Source organism: Rhizobium halophilum (assembly GCF_021648825.1).
GTDB lineage: Bacteria > Pseudomonadota > Alphaproteobacteria > Rhizobiales > Rhizobiaceae > Neorhizobium > Neorhizobium halophilum.
This window is the reverse complement of the sequence record NZ_JAKJHS010000002.1, coordinates 138600-154918: the sequence shown is the minus strand read 5'-3', so window position 1 is coordinate 154918 and position 16319 is coordinate 138600. Positions and strand designations below refer to the sequence as shown.

The window sequence follows — 16319 nt, the reverse complement described above, 5'->3', positions numbered from 1 at the left end:
CGAACGGGCGGTCATCTTCATTTCGCCACGCCCGGTTGGGACCACAGGAATGAAAGCAGAACATCTTTTCTGGCCTTTCAGGTCCGAATCACTACATTGGCCGCATGAGTAACGTATTTGACGACATTCCGTTCTTCGACGAAGAGCCGGAACAGCGCCGTCCTTCCAAGCCAGCCGCCCCGCCGGCGCCCGAAGGCCTCGGCATCGCCGCCCGCGCCATGGCTGCGCGCGACCAGAACCGTGCCGCACCCGATTACCTGTCCGGCCTCAACCCGGAGCAGCGGGAAGCCGTCGAGACGGTCGACGGGCCGGTTCTGGTGCTGGCTGGCGCCGGCACCGGCAAGACGCGCGTGCTGACCACCCGCATCGCCCATATCCTTGCGACCGGCCGTGCCTTTCCGAGCCAGATCCTTGCCGTCACCTTCACCAACAAGGCGGCGCGCGAGATGAAGGAGCGCATCGGCGTTCTCGTCGGCGGCGCCGTGGAAGGCATGCCTTGGCTCGGCACCTTCCACTCGATTGGCGTGAAGCTCCTGCGCCGCCATGCCGAGCTTGCAGGGCTTCGCTCCGATTTCACCATTCTCGACACCGACGACGTGATCCGGCTGATCAAGCAGCTGATCCAGGCGGAGGGGCTGGACGACAAGCGCTGGCCGGCCCGGCAGTTCGCCGGCATGATCGACAACTGGAAGAACAAGGGCCTGACGCCCAAGGATATTCCCGAAGGCGATGCGCGTGCCTTCGCCAATGGGAAGGGCCGTGAGCTTTATCGCGCCTACCAGGACCGGCTGAAGACGCTGAATGCCTGCGATTTCGGCGACCTGCTGCTCCATCCGATCGCGATCTTCCGCGACCACCCGGATATCCTGAAAGAGTATCACGGCAAGTTCCGCTACATCCTGGTGGACGAGTACCAGGACACCAACACCGCCCAGTACATGTGGCTGCGGCTCTTGGCTCAGCGGCCGAAGGGCGTGCCGCAGAACGTCTGCTGCGTGGGCGACGACGACCAGTCGATCTACGGCTGGCGCGGCGCCGAGGTGGACAACATTCTGCGCTTCGAGAAGGACTTCCTGGGCGCCAAGGTTATCAAGCTGGAGCGCAACTACCGCTCCACCGAGCACATCCTGGGGGCAGCTGGCCACCTGATCGCCCACAACGAGGGGCGGCTCGGCAAGACGCTCTTTACCGACCGTAGCGACCCGGACGACGAGAAGGTGCAGGTGCATGCCGCCTGGGATTCCGAAGAGGAAGCCCGTGCCGTCGGCGAGGAGATCGAGCGGCTGCAGCGCGGCGACGCTGATGGCAGGAAGCACGCGCTGAACGACATGGCGATCCTGGTGCGCGCCTCTTTCCAGATGCGCGAGTTCGAAGACCGCTTCGTCACGCTCGGCCTCAATTACCGGGTCATCGGCGGCCCGCGCTTCTACGAGCGGCTCGAGATCCGCGATGCCATGGCCTATTTCCGCCTCGTCTGCCAGCCGGCCGACGACCTTGCCTTCGAGCGAATCGTCAATACGCCCAAGCGCGGCCTTGGCGACACCACGGTGCGCACGCTGCACGACTATGCCCGCGCCCGCGATGTGCCGATGCTGGCCGCCGCAAGCGAGATTATCGAAACGGACGAGTTGAAGCCGAAGGCGCGCAAGGCGCTGTTCGACGTGATCCAAAGCTTCAGGAACTGGCAGGAACGGCTTGAGAAGACTCCACATATCGAGCTTGCCGAACAGATCCTCGAAGAGTCCGGCTACACCGACATGTGGAAGAACGACAAGTCGGCGGAAGCTCCGGGGCGGCTGGAAAACCTCAAGGAACTGATCCGCTCGATGGAGACCTTCGAGTCGATGCGCGGCTTCCTCGAGCACGTCTCGCTCGTGATGGACGCCGAGCAGAACGAGGACCTCGACGCCGTCTCGATCATGACGCTGCACTCCGCCAAGGGGCTGGAATTCGACACCGTCTTCCTGCCCGGCTGGGAGGAAGGTCTCTTTCCGCACCAGCGGGCGCTCGACGAGGGCGGCCGCTCTGGGCTGGAGGAGGAACGCCGCCTCGCCTATGTCGGCATCACCCGCGCCAAGCGGCGCTGCCACATCTGGTTCGTCTCCAACCGGCGCATCCACGGGCTGTGGCAGTCCACCATGCCCTCGCGCTTCCTCGACGAACTGCCGGCGCACCACGTCGATGTCGCGGCGTCGGACAGCAATTATGGCGGCTATGGCGGGCGCGGCGGCTACGGCCAGTCGCGCTTCGACAAGGCCGACCCCTTCGCCAACACCTATTCCACCCCCGGCTGGAAGCGCGCCCAGGCCAACCAGACGAATGCCACCCGCGACAACTGGGGCACCCGCTCCGGCCATGCGGTGGAACGCATCGGCTACGGCGAAAGCGGTCCGCGCGGCCGCACTATCGAGGGCGAACTGGTGGCCAAATCCGTTGCCGAAACGCCCTCGCAATTTACCGTCGGCGACCGCGTCTTCCACATCAAGTTCGGCAACGGCAACATTGCCGCGATCGAAGGCAACAAGCTGACGATCGATTTCGACAAGGCCGGGCAGAAGCGGGTGTTGGAGGGGTTTGTGGAGCGGGTGTGAGGTAGGCTTATGCGATGAACGTGAGGTCGAGCGTCAACATCAGTTGCTTTTAGAGACTGAAGTTGGACGAACACTGCTCGGCGCTACGGGGATCTGCTGTGACTTGATCCGACAGGCGAACCTATCGCTGATAAGCCCAAAGCCTGATCTCATGATCGTTTCATTGGTAGGCACACGCCTGTCGAACTCGATAGCTGCTACTATCAAACTACTTTCTGCGGGATACTTCAGTGCCTCGTCGGCACAGCTTCGTGACGCCGCGGAAGTTGCGCGCCTTCTGCTATATTTTTCCGTGAACACCTCAGCGATCCAAGATTGGTATAATGCAAAAGGAAGAGCCCGCTACAAGCAGTTCAACTTTGGCAGACTTCGAAGCGAATTGGAAAGATGCGGTATTACTGACAGGCATTGGGAAGTGCGTTTCAATTTCCATGCGGAGTTCGGCACTCACGTCAGTGGCATTGGGAGCGCTGCACTTTCAGCTAATAATGTGCTCCACACGGGTCCCCATGTCGATGCGAATAAGTTTTGCGCGCTGATGATCGAGGCAGCCAATGATGCATGTCAGGCGACCCGCAACTTCGTCCAGTGCATGCAGGCTGTACAGGAAAATGGGCTTGAGACAAATGTTTCCGACCGGCTAATGATGGACATGCGCGAGCGAAGGTCACTAGATTGTACGTCGAGCTCAGCCAGCCGGACTTTCATCATATCTAGCCACCTGTTTTCCCAGAAACAGCAACGCGAGCGGCGGGAGGGACGGCACCCCAGACACCTGATTAGCGCCTCGTTGATACCCGCTTCTTCGCCTTATCGAAAAGCGCGGATGCAGATCGCTCTCCGACGCCTCTCACCAAGCCCTTGTCGACCATGCGTTGCATTAGAGGCATTCTTGTACGACCGCTCCTGATCGCGTCGGATCAGATCCCGCAGGTGGTCGCTCACGTTGGGATCCCGCCCGGACCGGGCCTGCTCCTCGGCCAAATCCTTCATCCGGTCTGAGAGAGATGCGTTCGTCGTCGCCATAGATGCCGCCTTTCCGGTCGAGAATGATGGCGACGTTTGTTACTCATCGCAACCACAACGCTCTCTGTTCTTGCCGAACTTCGAACACCCCGTGTATAGTCATTATAGTCAACCTAGACATCAGGTGGGGCAATGCCGTTAAAACGTGAAGATGCGACCTGGACTGTGGCCAATGCCAAGGCGAAGCTTTCCGAGGTGATCCAGCAGGCTCAAAGCACCCCGCAGACGATCACCCGCAATGGCAAGCCAAGCGTTGTCGTGGTGTCCGCCGAAGAATGGGAACGCAAGACCGCGCGCCGCGGCTCGCTGGCGCAGTTCCTGATGGACTCACCCTTGCGGGGCGCTGATCTGGACCTTGAACGTCAGCATGACGACGTACGTGACATATCATTGTGAGGTTCCTGCTCGACACCAACGTGCTCTCCGAAGTGACGCGGCCGAGCCCGGCAATGCACGTTCTGGAATGGATCGACGCCCTTGATGAAGACGCAACCTTCATCAGCGTCATTTCACTTGCGGAGACCAACGCGGCGTTGCCCTTCTGGATGCGGGCCGGCGGCGGGACGCATTGTCTAGGTGGCTTGCCGAGGATCTGCCGCAGCGCTTCGGCAGCCGGGTCATTCCGGTAGATCAGACGGTCGCGCTGGCCTGGGGTGACCTCATGGCCACGGCCAAGCGGAGCGGCCGCGGCTTGTCTTCGATGGACGGCCTTATTGCGGCCACCGCTACTGCCCATGACCTGGCACTTGCCACCCGCAACATCAAGGACTTCGATGGCTTGAGCATAAAGCTCCTGGATCCTTGGACGACGTGACTTACCGGTTGCAGTAATCCACCTACCGCCCTTCCCGCTCGCGAAACGCTGCCCGCGCCTTCTCGATCGTCGCGTGGTGCTTTTCCGCCCATATCCACACCCCGCAGAAGGCTTCGCCGAGGCTGTGGCCGAGGTCGGTCAGGGTGTAGTCCACATGCGGCGGGATGACGGGGTGGACGGTGCGGGAAACGAGGCCATCGCGTTCCATGTCGCGCAGGGTCTTGGTCAGCATCTTCTGGCTGATGCCGCCGACATGGCGGCCGACTTCGGTGAAGCGGAGCGTTCCGTGCTCTTCCAGCGTTTCGAGGATCAGCATGGTCCACTTGTCGGCCACCTGTCCGATGATGCCGCGCACCAGTTCCTCGATCGCCGGATCGATCTCCTCCGGGATTTCGCGGGTGGCGTGAGAACTTTCTTTTGCAGAGGCGCCTTGTGACACAGACACTCTCCTTTTGGTGCGTATAGAACTTTCGGGTGCCTTCTTTCTAAGGGAAAGCACGCGCCATATCTTCCCGTTACGCAACCACGAACGGAGACAGACGCATGAAGACGACAGGCAACACCATCCTCATCACCGGCGGCAATTCCGGCATCGGGCGGGCGCTGGCGGAAGCCTTCCACGCCCGCGGCAACAAGGTGATCATCACCGGGCGGCGCCGGGAAACGCTGGACGAGGTCTCCGCCGCCAATCCCGGCATGGTCGCGATGACGCTCGACATCGGTGATGCAGACGGCATCAAGGCCTTCGCCGAGCGGCTCGTCTCCGAGCACCCGGACCTCAATGCCGTGATCAACAATGCCGGCATCATGAAGCGCGAGGACCTGACGGCAGCGCCCGACTACCTGCAGACGGCGGAAGAAACGATCGCCACCAACCTGCTCGGGCCGATCCGCCTGACCGCAGCCCTCCTGCCGCATCTCTTGAAGCAGCAGGATGCAACGATCCTCACGGTCTCCTCCGGCCTCGCCTTCGTGCCCATGGCGGCGACCCCCACCTATTCGGCGACCAAGGCGGCGATCCATTCCTATTCCATGGGCCTGCGCCGGCAGCTCAGGGATACGGGTGTCGAGGTGATCGAGATCGTGCCGCCCTACGTGCAGACGACGCTGATGGGGGAACGCCAGGCCAACGACCCGACCGCCATGCCGCTCGCCGACTTCATCAACGAGGTGATAGACATCCTGACCAACCAGCCGGATGCGCAGGAAGTGGTGGTCGAGCGGTGCAAGCCGCTGCGTTATGCTGCCGAGACCGGCAACATGGGCAAGATGTTCGAGATCGTCAGCGGCCTCGATCACTGATCCTTCAGAGCAGGCAAGCGGCGAGTACTCCTTCCCCCTTGCCCGCTCTCCCTCTGCCGCTAGGTGAGGCCCCTTAGCTGCTAGCCGAGGAGTTCCCTATGAAAGCCATCGTCACCGCGCCGGGCGGACTGGACGCCCTGAAGCTTGTCGACCTGCCGGACCCCGGCAAGCCCGGCCCGGGCGAGATCCGTGTCGCGCTGCACGGCAGTTCGATCAACTTCCACGACTATGCCGTGGCGAGCGGCAGGATGCCGAGCGACGGCCGCGTGCTGATGGCCGATGGCGCGGGCGTCGTGGAAGAGGTCGGCGAAGGAGTGAGCGAGTTCTCTCCCGGCGACCATGTCGTCTCCTGCTTCTTTCCCGACTGGCAGGACGGGCCGCCGATCTCCGGCGACTTCTCCCGCGTCCCTGGCGACGGCATCGACGGCTTTGCCTGCGAGCATGCAGTTCGCCCTACGACCGCCTTCACCCATGCGCCAAAGGGCTTCTCCCATGTGGAGGCAGCGACGATCACCACTGCGGGGCTTACAGCCTGGCGGGCGCTGGTGGAACTCGGCAAGCTGAAGGCGGGCGACACGGTGCTGGCCCTCGGCACCGGCGGCGTCTCCATCTTCGCGCTGCAGATCGCACGCGCCATGGGTGCCCGCGTCGCTATCACCTCCTCCTCCGACGAGAAGCTGGAGCGGGCCAAGGAATTGGGCGCCGAGTTTACGTTGAACTACAAGACGCATCCGGATTGGGGCACGCAGGTGATGAACTGGACCGGCGGCCGCGGCGTCGACCATGTGGTCGAGGTGGGCGGTCCGGGCACGCTCGCGCAGTCGATCCAGGCGGTGGCGCTTGGCGGCCGCATCACGCTGATCGGTGTCCTGACGGGACGCAGCGGCGAAGTGCCGACTGCGATGCTGATGGGCAAGCAGGTGATCCTGACCGGCATCATCGTCGGCAATCGGCGCCACCAGAAGGATTTCGTCCGCGCCCTCGATACCGGCCTCTTCAAGCCGGTGATCGACCGCGTCTTCCCCCTGGAAGAGCTGGCGGATGCCTTCCGCTACGAGGAAAGCGGCTCGCACTTTGGCAAGATCGGCATCGATTGGTAGCGGGTCTGCCGCTTGCCCTCCGTCGCGCGTCCCGTTACCTCTTGGTCGCCGGGAAACGGAGGGGCGCATGTATCTCACCAACCACGATGTCGTCGAGCTGACCGCTTGGCGGCGCAAGCTGCACGCCATGCCGGAGATTTCCGGCGAGGAAGTGGCCACCGCGGCAGAGGTTCAGGCCTTTCTGGCGGCAACGGCACCAGACAAGGTGATCTCGAGTCTCGGGGGCACCGGCGTCGCGGCCGTGTTCGAAGGTGAGGAACAAGGCCCGACGGTGCTCTTCCGCTGCGAACTCGACGCGCTGCCGATCGAGGAAATCTCCGACCTGCCGCACCGCTCCCGCCTGCTAGGCAAGGGCCATATGTGCGGCCATGACGGCCATACCGCGACCATCGCGGCGCTGGCGCGCGGCTTCGCCAGGGAGCGGCCGAAGAGCGGGCGTGTCGTTCTGCTCTTCCAGCCGGCGGAGGAAACAGGAGCCGGCGCGGCAGCGGTAATTGCCGACGAGTGCTTCGCCGACATCCGGCCGGACTATGCGTTTGCGCTCCACAACCTACCGGGGCTTCCGCTCGGCCATGTCTGGCTGAAGGACGGGATCGCGAACTGCGCCTCGCGCGGCATCAAGATCGCGCTGACCGGCAAAACGGCGCATGCCTCTGCCCCCGAGACCGGCACTTCTCCGATGCGGGCCATCGCGTCGCTCATGCCGGCGCTGACGGACCTTTCCCGCGGCACGGTCGCCGGGGGCGACCTGGTTCTCGCGACCGTCGGCCATGTGCATCTGGGCGAACCCGCCTTCGGCATCGCCCCTGCCTATGCCGAGCTCTGGGTGACACTGCGGACGACGACGAACGACCAGATGCAGGCCTTGGTAGACGATGCCGAACGGCTGGCAAGAGAGGCGGCGGAGAAGGACGGGCTGTCGCTCGAGACGAGCTATCACGAGATCTTCAACCACTGCGACAATGATCCGCAGGCAGTAACGATCCTGAGGGCGGCTCTCGACGCGGAAGGGATTTCGCATGAGCCCGGCGAAGCGCTTCGGGCATCGGAGGATTTTGGTCTGTTCGGTGCCGTATCCAGGTCCGCGATGTTCTATCTGGGTGCGGGCGAGAAGCACCCTGCCCTGCACAATCCGGATTACGACTACCCTGACGACCTGATCCCGCTCGGCGCCCGCGTCTTCATGCGGGCGGCGCGAGACCTGCTGGGCTAGGCGCCCTTGCCGCCAAACAGCTTCACCAGCAGGTTGTTGCTCTTGCTTGGAAGGCGGCCGTTATATTCCGGCACGATGACCATGTGGGTGATCTCGCCGCGGCGGAAGGCGGCCAGGAACTTGTCGTAGTGCTTGAAGGCGACGCAGCCGTGCGAATCGCCTGGTCGCGAACGCAGAAGGTAGGTGTGTGCCAACAGGCCGGTCCGGTTCTGTGGATGCTTTCCGTCCACCGAGGTCAGGCGGATGGCGGCAACGCCGTGGAACGGCTTTTCCCGCATCGAAAGCTTGTAGGTCCCCGGCGGCGTGGGGCCCTTCATCTTCACATGGGTGTATTTCGGATTGTCGCGCATTTTGCCAATGCCGGAATGGGCTTCCAGCTTTGTGCCGTTGGGCATATGCACGACACCGTTGGTGATGTCGTAGATCGCGACCTTCTTCGTACCTGGATCGGGGAGCGGCGTCACCTTGGGCACCGACGTCATCGGATTTTCGGGCTTCGCATAGGCAAGCACGGTGGAAGCCGGCTCCTCCGCCTCCTCGGCTGCAGGGCGACCCGGCTTCGTTGGCTCGACAGCCGCCAGGGCCTCCAGCGCCTTGACCGCCGTCTCCGGGCGTGAGGCCGGCAGCGGCCCTTGCATCGGGAGCGTATCATCCATCAGCGCCGCAAGCTCCGTTGTCCGCCCTGCCTCTTCCGCCTCAATTGCAGCGGTTTCGACAGCGCTTTCGTCGGAAAGTAGCCCCTCCTCGGTCACATCGGAAGGGATGGAGGCGGTGATGATGGAGGCTTCTGGCTTTGCAATGCGCGGCGCAAGCGCCACGGTCTGGTTCATCGCTTCGCCGAGCAACTGCTTGAGAACCTCTGCCTCTGGGCGCAGGTCCGCCAACGCCTGGAACTTTTCCTCCTCCGCCGCGGATGCAAATGCCGCGCCGAGATTGTTCATGACCGCATCGTTTGCCGGACGCTGCGACAGCACCGCTGCGAGTTGCGCCCCCTCGAGCCGGCTCGCCTTCGGAGCCGCCGGCTGGCGATAAAGACGCTCGAACTTGCTGATCTTCAGGTAAACAGCCGCTGCCTCGTCAGCCTCGGCGATTTCCGGCTCGACGGCAGGCTTCAACGACAGCGCAAGTGTAAACTCCGGCTTCTCCGGCGCGGAGAAAGACGGCGCAAAGCTGCTCACGGTGGTGGTCGCCGCGAAGACCCAGAGCCCGCCAAGAGCAGCGGTCGCGAGGACCATCTTTCCCGCAAATGCCAGGCGCGACGGACGTCTTGGAAGACGGGCCTGCTTGGTGGGCGTTGATGCAGTGTCGAACGTGTCGATCTTTAGCGCCATGATACTCGTTACCCAGTCACTCTGCCAAAGTCGCCGATGCGACCATGTCCAGCTTCGTTGAACGGCGGGCCTGAGCCCCGGTGCCGTTCGGCGATTGGATTAGAGAATGACGAAATATGGTAACCAATATCTTTACGCCCCGCCCCTGAATCGATGCTTTGCCTCTAGAAGGCAAACCTGCCGGAAGTTTAGCGGAAATGCGGCGGCGAGGTGGCGAGGGGCAGAAAAGCGGCCTTCCCGCACCACATGAGCGGTGCGGGAAGCGGTGACAGGATCAGCCGTCGACGCGGCGGACGGCACTGCGCTCCAGGAAGAACCAGGGGCGCAGCTTGACGCCGAGCACATTGCCGGCGAAAGCCGCTACCGCCCAGAGATAGCCGTGCAGGCTGCCCGAGGCGATGCCGGAGAAATAGGCGCCGATATTACAGCCATAGGCGATGCGGGCACCGTAGCCCAAGAGCAGCCCGCCGACCACGGCGGCAAGGATGGAGCGCAGCGGGATGTTGAGATTGGGCGCAAACTTTCCGGCAAGCGCTGCCGCCAGCATGGCGCCGGCGATGATGCCGAAATCGATGATCGAGGTGACGTCGGCAAAGACGCTTTCTGACAAGGCCTTGGCATTCCCCGGCGCCTGCCAATAGGCCCAGGCGGAGGGATCGATGCCGCTCAACTGCGCTCCCTTGGCGCCCCAGAGCGCGAAGGCCGACGTGATGCCCCACGGGCGGCCGGCAAGCGCCAGCGTGGCGAAATTCAGAAGCGCCAGCGCAATTGCACCGGCTACCAGCGGCCAGGGACCGCGCAGGTAGCGGGCAAAGCCTTCGCGCGGAGCGGCCGGGACCTGTTCAAGGCTGCCGTGGCGACGCTTCTCGACCCTGACCGTCAGCCAGGCGATTGCCGCGAAGATCGCCAGCGAGATCGCAATCCCGGTCACGGGGCCGAGGCTGGTCAGCGACATCGGCGGCAGCGCCGGCAGGCTCGTCCACCAGTCGAAGTTGATGGTCGCAAGCAGTGAGCCGACGATGAAGAAGAACAGCGTCACCAGCATACGTGCATTTCCGCCGCCGGCGGTGAATAGCGTGCCGGAAGCGCAGCCCCCGCCAAGCTGCATGCCGATACCGAACATGAAGGCGCCGACGATCACGCCGGTACCGGCGGGCGACACGAAGCCGCTCACCTCGTGGCCGAATAGCGTGCCCGAGGCAAGGAATGGAAAGAACAGGAGGACAGTGAGCGCCAGCAGGATCATCTGCACGCGCAAGCCCCTGCCCCTGCCTTCGGAAATGAAGATCCGCCAGGCGGAGGTGAAGCCGAAGGCAGCATGATAGAGCGAGATGCCGAGCGCGCCGCCGATAAGGAAAAGCGCGCCATGGACCGGACCATAAACAGCGCCGAGCGCCAATGTGCCGGCAATAAGCGCGATGAGTGCGGCAAGGCCTGGGACGCCGAGCGGCAGCAGACTGCCGGCGCGCGGCTGAAGAGATGAGGATGCAACGGACATGGGATACTCCGATCGTTTGATCGGGATATGGGGCAGCCGGCCGCAGCCTTCGAGGAACGGTGTTCTATAGGATGAGCAGCCTGTGGAAATTCCGTTGCAGCAGGTCGCTTCGCAGATCGAGGTTTGTCCCGCCGCTTTCGTCACGGCAGTCTTGCGCTTCAACTGCGTTGTGCCGAGGGAGCACGTTTGGCTCGCCGGCGAGCGGCATCGATGGCTGTTCTCGCCTCCGCCGCACGTGCTAAGATTGCCTGCCGGTCGAACTCGTCGATGCCGTTAGCGGCGTCCAGAGCTGCATCAAGCTGCCCCTCAAGAGCATCGCACTGTTCCGGAAGCCTGACATGGTCTGCGATGCGAAGAATAGCCTCGACAAGATGCAGGATCACGAACGGCTTGCCGGCGGCGTTCTGCCGGATCTGGTTGAAGGCAGCCCCTATAACGCTGGCATAGGTTGAACTGGGAATGACGATGCGAAGGCGTCCATCTGCGCCTGTAACCAAAGATTCCGGCAGTGCCCGCTTCATGAGATGCGCCAGGCCGGCAGAAAGCTGCGCCAGCACCGCCGCCGCCGTATAGGGATCGTTGACGCCGGGCGACAAGGCTCTCACCGCCATCTCCACCAGATGACGGATGGCGAACTCTGGATCCTGAGTGGCGGTTCGCCGGGAGCCGATGACGATCATCCTGCAGATGCGCTCCTGAAGCTCGGGCGTGCAGTTTTGGCCCGGGCAGACGCTGATACCGCCCCCGTCAGAGATGACGTAGTCGCCCGATCGGAAAGCGAATGCGATAAGAACATCGGCACCCTCGGCGAGATCCTTTAGCCCGTCCAGGTCGATGCTCTGGACAAAGCCGTCCGCACGCGGACCGAAGGAGATCGCCTCTCGCTCGAAATCCTCTGGCAGCGCTGCAGCCGTCTGGTGGTTACGATCCTCCGGCAGGTCATCCAGTTCCCCAACCATGGCGGTGACCTCCATGCCGAGCCGCTTGATCAGCGTTTCCGAGACGATTGAGCGCGCAAGGAAATGGATGAACGACACCAAAACAAGAACGCTTATCAGCACCAGCAGAAGTCCAAGACTGACGCTCGGGAACGCCTGCTTGGCGTCCTCGATGGTCGATCCCACCGATCCAAGTTCGATCAGGCAGTACACGGACGTCATGATGAACGTTCCCAGCACGAACTGCGTGTGTGGGCTCGACATGAAGCTGCGGATCAGACGCGGGCCGAACTGGCTGGCCGCCAGCGACAGCACGACCATGGTGATCGAGAAAACTAAGCTGGTCATCGTGATCATGGAGGACAACAATGTGGAGAGCACGTCCCGCGCCCCGTTGGGCGTGCTGACGAAAACAAACACCGGCATTTCGGCCGGATCCACCTCGGCCAACCGGAGGTCGCCCCATGTGGCCGCCATCGCCAAGACGCCCGCTGCGGCCGCCATCAAACTTGGGACCAACCAGAAACTTGTCCTGAGTTTCTCCCAGGTGACTCGGACGGCCGGGTCACCTCCGCCGAGATGTCGCTTACCATTCACCGCTGCGGATAACTCAACCAACGAAGTCATCTGACGACTGTCGCTGCAACGGCAGCGTCCTGGGAAGGTTCCGCCGCTGCTTGCAGCAACTCAGCCCAAACCAGCACAGGCTCCCGCGGCCATAACCTCGCTGAACGAAGGCTCCAGGCCGACGTTGCAGCCTTCCGGCCTGTGAAGGGTTGTCCACCGACCTCCCCTCGGTGTTTAATCGGCGAAAGAAGCGAAGGGAGGACGGCTCATGAAAGCCCTGCTGCTGGTCGATATCCAGAACGGCTTTTGCCCCGGCGGTAACCTGCCGGTGCCGGAGGGTGACAAGGTGGTGCCCGTGGCAAACCGGCTGATCGAGGAAGGCGGCTATGACGTAATCGTCGCCTCTCAGGACTGGCACCCGGCGGACCACGGAAGCTTCGCGTCCCAGCATCCCGGAAAGAAACCCTTCGAGATAGGCGAGCTTTGCGGCCAGCCGCAGATGCTCTGGCCGGATCACTGCGTGCAGGGAACCGCCGATGCCGAATTCCATCCGGATCTCGACATCGATGCGGTCGACTACATCCAGCAGAAGGGCGAGAACCCGGCGATCGACAGCTATTCCGCCTTTCGCGACAACGACAAGGCGGCGATCACCGGCCTCGCGGGCTACCTTCGGGCGCAGCAGATCAAGGAACTCGACATCTGCGGCCTGGCGACCGACTACTGCGTCAGGTTCTCCGCCCTCGATGCCCTGGAGATGCTGCCCGGCGTGCAGATCTGCTTCATCGAGGATGCCAGCCGCGGCATCGATCCCAAGGGCGTGAAGGCGGCGATCGAGGAGATGCGGGAAAAGGGCATCGGCATCGTCAAGAGCCGGCAGATCCTCAAGGACTGAAGGCACGGCCGGTCGCGATGCTTCAGCGAAATCGATCCATCCATCAGCGCAATTGAATTGTGCCCTTCGCTGCACGCCCGTAAGGCTTGCGCGCAAGAAGGATTTCCATGAACCGCAGCGATTTCAAACAAGGCCTGAAGGGCGGTGCCATCATTGCCCTGTCGTCGGCACCTTTCGGGGTTCTCTTCGGGGCGGTGGCCATCGACAATGGCCTGAGCTTCCTCGAGACGCTGCTGATGAGCGCCACGGTCTACGCCGGGGCAAGCCAGCTGGTGGGCATCGAACTCTTCGGCCAGCGCGTCGAACCGTGGCTGGTGGTGCTCTCGGTTTTTGCCGTGAATTTCCGGCACATCCTCTACTCCGCTGCATTGGCAAAGTTCATTCGGCACTACTCCCCGCTGCAGAAGTTCTTCGCATTTTTCCTGCTCGTCGATCCTCAGTTCGCCGAGGGCGTCCGGCGCGGAGAGAGCGGCCAGGGCGTCTCCTTCTCGTGGTACCTCGGATTCGGTGTGATCGTTTACATCAGCTGGAACATTGCCACCGTGATGGGCGCCTGGTTCGGCAAGATGATCGGTGATCCCGCCTCGATCGGCATCGACGTCCTTCTGCCTGTCTACTTCCTCGGCATGGTGCTGGCGTTTCGTAAGCGTATGGGCTTTGCACCCATCGTTGCAGCAAGCGCGATTGGCTCGATCGCTGCCTACCACTTCGTCGGATCGCCCTGGCATGTCAGCCTCGGTGCCGCGGTCGGCATCCTCGTGGCCGTACTTCTGCCGCTTCAGCCGAAAGATGAGCCCGATGCAGTTGCAGTCGAGGCGGAGCCTCGATGATGGCGGCCTCCCTCGATACCGGGACGCTGCTGCTGATCCTCGCCGCAGCCGTTGCCACCTACATCACGCGCATCGGCGGCTATATCCTCATCACCCGGATGAAGAGCATTCCGCCAAGGATGGAAGCGGCGCTCAACGCTGTGCCAGCGGCTGTCTTAACCACACTGGTAGCGCCGGCCTTCTTCAACGGCGCATGGGACGTCAAGATCGCCATGCTCGTCGCACTTGCCGTGGCACTGCGCTTTCCCGGCCTGATCATGCTGGCAGCCGGCTGGGCGGCAGTGATGATCTGCCGCCACCTGCTCGGGCTCTGAGCAGTCTCAGCTAACTGGCTCAGTTGCCTTCACGAGCCAGTCGCGCACAGCCGCATCCTCGATCAGCGGCATCAGCTTCTCGCGCGTTTCGACGTGATAGCCGTTAAGCCAGTCGCGCTCCTCCGCCGTCAGAAGATCCACAACCACCAGGCGGCGGTCGATCGGGCACCAGGTGAGTGTCTCGAAGGACAGCATCGGCATGTCGCCGCCCTCGATCTCTGTCGCATCCTTCACGAAGATCAGGTTCTCGATGCGGATGCCGTAGTGGCCGGGGCGATAGTAGCCAGGCTCGTTGGAGAGCATCATGCCCGGCAGGAGCTCCTGCGTCGATAGCCGCGAGATGCGCTGCGGCCCTTCGTGGACGGAAAGATAGGAGCCAACGCCGTGGCCGGTGCCGTGGGCAAAGTCACCGCCAGCTTTCCAGAGCGCGATGCGCGCCAGCGGATCGAGATCGCAGCCGCGCGTGCCCTTCGGGAAGCGGGCCGTGCTGATGGCGATCATGCCCTTGAGCACGAGCGTGAAGAAGCGCTTGCGGTCTTCCGGCACCTCGCCGATGGCCACCGTGCGGGTGATGTCGGTCGTGCCGTTGATGTATTGGGCGCCCGAATCGATGAGGAAGAGCTCACCTTCGTTCAGCCGCCGGTCGCTTTCCGTCGTCACCCGGTAGTGCATGATAGCGGCATGCTCGCCCGCACCGGAAATGGTGTCGAAGGAGATGTCCTTGAGCGGGTTCTGCATGCGCTCGCCAACGCGCACACGGGCGTTTTCCAGCGCATGGACGCTGCTGATTTCTGTGACGCTGCCGGAGGGCTGCTGGTCGAGCCAGTAGAGGAACTCCACCACCGCCGCCCCATCCTGGAGATGGGCCTTTGCCGAGCCCTGCAGCTCGATCGCATTCTTGCAGGCGCGCGGCAGCTTGGCCGGATCGCCCGCCTCGACGACACGCCCGCCGACCGCTTCAATAGCAATGCTCAGCGCCAGCGGCGCAAGATCTGCGTCGAGCATGACAGGTCCACGTCTCGCCACGTCCTCAAGGCGCGCCAGAAATGCATCCGGCGAAAGTTGCTCTGCGAGTTGCGCCAGATAAGCGCGCGTCTCGATGCCGGTTTTGCGCTCGTCGAGGAAAAGCTGCGGCTTGCCGTCCGCCGGGATGATCGCACGTGCCAGCGGATGCGGCGTATGCGGCACGTCGGCGCCGCGAATATTGAAGATCCAAGCGACTGAGGACGGGTCCGTGATTACCGTAGCCGCGGCGCCCTTCTCCTTCACCTGCGCCGCGACCTCGGCGATCTTCTCGGCTGCAAGTTTCCCCGCATGCTCCTGCTTCTGGATCATAACCGCGCCCATCGGCTCTGCCGGACGATCCGACCAGATGGCGTCGAGCGGGTTGGCTGCAAGGAAGACGAGGGAGCCACCGATCTCCTCCAGCGCCTTTTGCAGGCGCCGCACTTCGGCCGCCGTGTGCAGCCACGGATCGATGCCGAGCCGGAAACCCTTGCTGCCGTTGCGCGAGAGCCAGCGATGGGGTGGCTCGTTGACCAAGTCCCCTCCGGTGACGACGCTGCGATCCACCTGCTCCTGAAGCTGGGTCGTATAGCGTCCGTCGACGAAGACGATCGCCTGGGACCGCATCACAAGGGCGATGCCCGCCGATCCGGTAAAGCCGGTGAGCCAGGCGAGACGCTCCGCCAATGCCGGGACATATTCCCCCTGATACTCGTCCGCACGGGGCACGAGAAAGCCGTCGATACTGAGATCGTCGAATTGAGCGCGCAGCGCCGAAAGACGCTCGCCAGCGAATTGCGGGGATGACTTGGTGTCGAACGACTGAAACATGCAACTGATCCGGATGGTGATGAAATGGGAAGGAGCCGGACATTAGCGTATTCACCGATCATCT

Annotated in this window: 13 protein-coding genes and 1 pseudogene; 9 read left to right on the top strand and 5 right to left on the bottom strand. The window is 62.9% G+C overall.

Going from position 1 to position 16319, the window contains the following annotated elements; genetic code table 11:
- Nucleotides 1–104: 104 nt before the first annotated feature.
- The 3 genes and pseudogenes from LXM96_RS05245 to LXM96_RS05230 all read left to right on the top strand — a co-directional run bounded on the left by LXM96_RS05245 (nucleotide 105) and on the right by LXM96_RS05230 (nucleotide 4431).
- Nucleotides 105–2591, top strand: coding sequence for an ATP-dependent helicase (locus LXM96_RS05245; RefSeq protein ID WP_239997327.1), 2487 nt, complete (start codon nucleotides 105–107; stop codon nucleotides 2589–2591).
- 1158 nt (nucleotides 2592–3749) lie between these two features.
- Nucleotides 3750–4013: a type II toxin-antitoxin system Phd/YefM family antitoxin gene (locus tag LXM96_RS05235; RefSeq protein ID WP_239997326.1), complete on the top strand. Its 264-nt coding sequence runs from the start codon at nucleotides 3750–3752 to the stop codon at nucleotides 4011–4013.
- A pseudogene (locus LXM96_RS05230) lies at nucleotides 4010–4431 on the top strand (PIN domain-containing protein). The gene LXM96_RS05235 and the pseudogene LXM96_RS05230 overlap by 4 nt, the downstream one beginning before the upstream one ends.
- Nucleotides 4432–4453: 22 nt before the next feature.
- Here LXM96_RS05230 and LXM96_RS05225 read toward each other — a convergent pair.
- A complete protein-coding gene (locus tag LXM96_RS05225) occupies nucleotides 4454–4870 on the bottom strand; it encodes a winged helix-turn-helix transcriptional regulator (protein WP_239997325.1) in 417 nt (138 codons plus the stop codon).
- Between the two features lie 104 nt (nucleotides 4871–4974).
- Between LXM96_RS05225 and LXM96_RS05220 the strand changes: the two genes are divergently transcribed.
- The 3 genes from LXM96_RS05220 to LXM96_RS05210 all read left to right on the top strand — a co-directional run bounded on the left by LXM96_RS05220 (nucleotide 4975) and on the right by LXM96_RS05210 (nucleotide 8046).
- Nucleotides 4975–5733 (top strand): SDR family oxidoreductase, encoded by a 759-nt coding sequence (locus tag LXM96_RS05220; RefSeq protein ID WP_239997324.1) that lies wholly within the window; start codon nucleotides 4975–4977, stop codon nucleotides 5731–5733.
- Nucleotides 5734–5831: 98 nt separating this feature from the next.
- Nucleotides 5832–6833, top strand: a complete 1002-nt coding sequence (locus LXM96_RS05215; RefSeq protein WP_239997323.1) for a zinc-dependent alcohol dehydrogenase family protein — start codon at nucleotides 5832–5834, stop codon at nucleotides 6831–6833.
- A 67-nt stretch (nucleotides 6834–6900) separates the two neighbouring features.
- A complete protein-coding gene (locus LXM96_RS05210; protein WP_239997322.1) occupies nucleotides 6901–8046 on the top strand; it encodes an amidohydrolase in 1146 nt (381 codons plus the stop codon).
- Here the strand turns inward: LXM96_RS05210 and LXM96_RS05205 are convergent.
- The 3 genes from LXM96_RS05205 to LXM96_RS05195 form a co-directional block, all read right to left on the bottom strand.
- On the bottom strand, nucleotides 8043–9377 hold the full coding sequence (locus LXM96_RS05205; protein WP_239997321.1) for a DUF2778 domain-containing protein: 1335 nt from the start codon (nucleotides 9375–9377) through the stop codon (nucleotides 8043–8045). The two genes, LXM96_RS05210 and LXM96_RS05205, sit on opposite strands and share 4 nt — an antisense overlap.
- Before the next feature lie 274 nt (nucleotides 9378–9651).
- Nucleotides 9652–10875: a YeeE/YedE family protein gene (locus tag LXM96_RS05200; protein ID WP_239997319.1), complete on the bottom strand. Its 1224-nt coding sequence runs from the start codon at nucleotides 10873–10875 to the stop codon at nucleotides 9652–9654.
- A 158-nt stretch (nucleotides 10876–11033) separates the two neighbouring features.
- A complete protein-coding gene (locus LXM96_RS05195) occupies nucleotides 11034–12440 on the bottom strand; it encodes a DUF2254 domain-containing protein (RefSeq protein ID WP_262913518.1) in 1407 nt (468 codons plus the stop codon).
- A 208-nt stretch (nucleotides 12441–12648) separates the two neighbouring features.
- On the opposite strand from LXM96_RS05195, the gene pncA reads away from it, so the two are divergent.
- The 3 genes from pncA to LXM96_RS05180 all read left to right on the top strand — a co-directional run bounded on the left by pncA (nucleotide 12649) and on the right by LXM96_RS05180 (nucleotide 14419).
- Nucleotides 12649–13275, top strand: coding sequence for a bifunctional nicotinamidase/pyrazinamidase (pncA, locus tag LXM96_RS05190; RefSeq protein ID WP_239997317.1), 627 nt, complete (start codon nucleotides 12649–12651; stop codon nucleotides 13273–13275).
- A gap of 107 nt (nucleotides 13276–13382) precedes the next feature.
- A complete protein-coding gene (locus LXM96_RS05185; RefSeq protein ID WP_239997316.1) occupies nucleotides 13383–14105 on the top strand; it encodes an AzlC family ABC transporter permease in 723 nt (240 codons plus the stop codon).
- The gene (locus LXM96_RS05180; protein ID WP_239997779.1) at nucleotides 14105–14419 is read left to right on the top strand and encodes an AzlD family protein; all 315 of its coding nucleotides are present in this window, start codon (nucleotides 14105–14107) and stop codon (nucleotides 14417–14419) included. The genes LXM96_RS05185 and LXM96_RS05180 overlap by 1 nt, the downstream gene beginning before the upstream one ends.
- Before the next feature lie 6 nt (nucleotides 14420–14425).
- On the opposite strand, the gene LXM96_RS05175 is transcribed toward LXM96_RS05180, so the two are convergent.
- The gene (locus LXM96_RS05175) at nucleotides 14426–16255 is read right to left on the bottom strand and encodes an aminopeptidase P family protein (RefSeq protein WP_239997315.1); all 1830 of its coding nucleotides are present in this window, start codon (nucleotides 16253–16255) and stop codon (nucleotides 14426–14428) included.
- Nucleotides 16256–16319 lie beyond the last annotated feature (64 nt).

Excerpts from the sequence above, each read along its gene's own strand:
- LXM96_RS05245 (WP_239997327.1), top strand. The coding sequence starts at position 105 with ATGAGTAACGTATTTGACGACATTCCGTTCTTCGACGAAGAGCCGGAA.
- LXM96_RS05235 (WP_239997326.1), top strand. The coding sequence starts at position 3,750 with ATGCCGTTAAAACGTGAAGATGCGACCTGGACTGTGGCCAATGCCAAG.
- LXM96_RS05220 (WP_239997324.1), top strand. The coding sequence starts at position 4,975 with ATGAAGACGACAGGCAACACCATCCTCATCACCGGCGGCAATTCCGGC.
- LXM96_RS05215 (WP_239997323.1), top strand. The coding sequence starts at position 5,832 with ATGAAAGCCATCGTCACCGCGCCGGGCGGACTGGACGCCCTGAAGCTT.
- LXM96_RS05210 (WP_239997322.1), top strand. The coding sequence starts at position 6,901 with ATGTATCTCACCAACCACGATGTCGTCGAGCTGACCGCTTGGCGGCGC.
- LXM96_RS05205 (WP_239997321.1), bottom strand. The coding sequence starts at position 9,377 with ATGGCGCTAAAGATCGACACGTTCGACACTGCATCAACGCCCACCAAG.
- LXM96_RS05200 (WP_239997319.1), bottom strand. The coding sequence starts at position 10,875 with ATGTCCGTTGCATCCTCATCTCTTCAGCCGCGCGCCGGCAGTCTGCTG.
- LXM96_RS05195 (WP_262913518.1), bottom strand. The coding sequence starts at position 12,440 with ATGACTTCGTTGGTTGAGTTATCCGCAGCGGTGAATGGTAAGCGACAT.
- pncA (WP_239997317.1), top strand. The coding sequence starts at position 12,649 with ATGAAAGCCCTGCTGCTGGTCGATATCCAGAACGGCTTTTGCCCCGGC.
- LXM96_RS05185 (WP_239997316.1), top strand. The coding sequence starts at position 13,383 with ATGAACCGCAGCGATTTCAAACAAGGCCTGAAGGGCGGTGCCATCATT.
- LXM96_RS05180 (WP_239997779.1), top strand. The coding sequence starts at position 14,105 with ATGGCGGCCTCCCTCGATACCGGGACGCTGCTGCTGATCCTCGCCGCA.
- LXM96_RS05175 (WP_239997315.1), bottom strand. The coding sequence starts at position 16,255 with ATGTTTCAGTCGTTCGACACCAAGTCATCCCCGCAATTCGCTGGCGAG.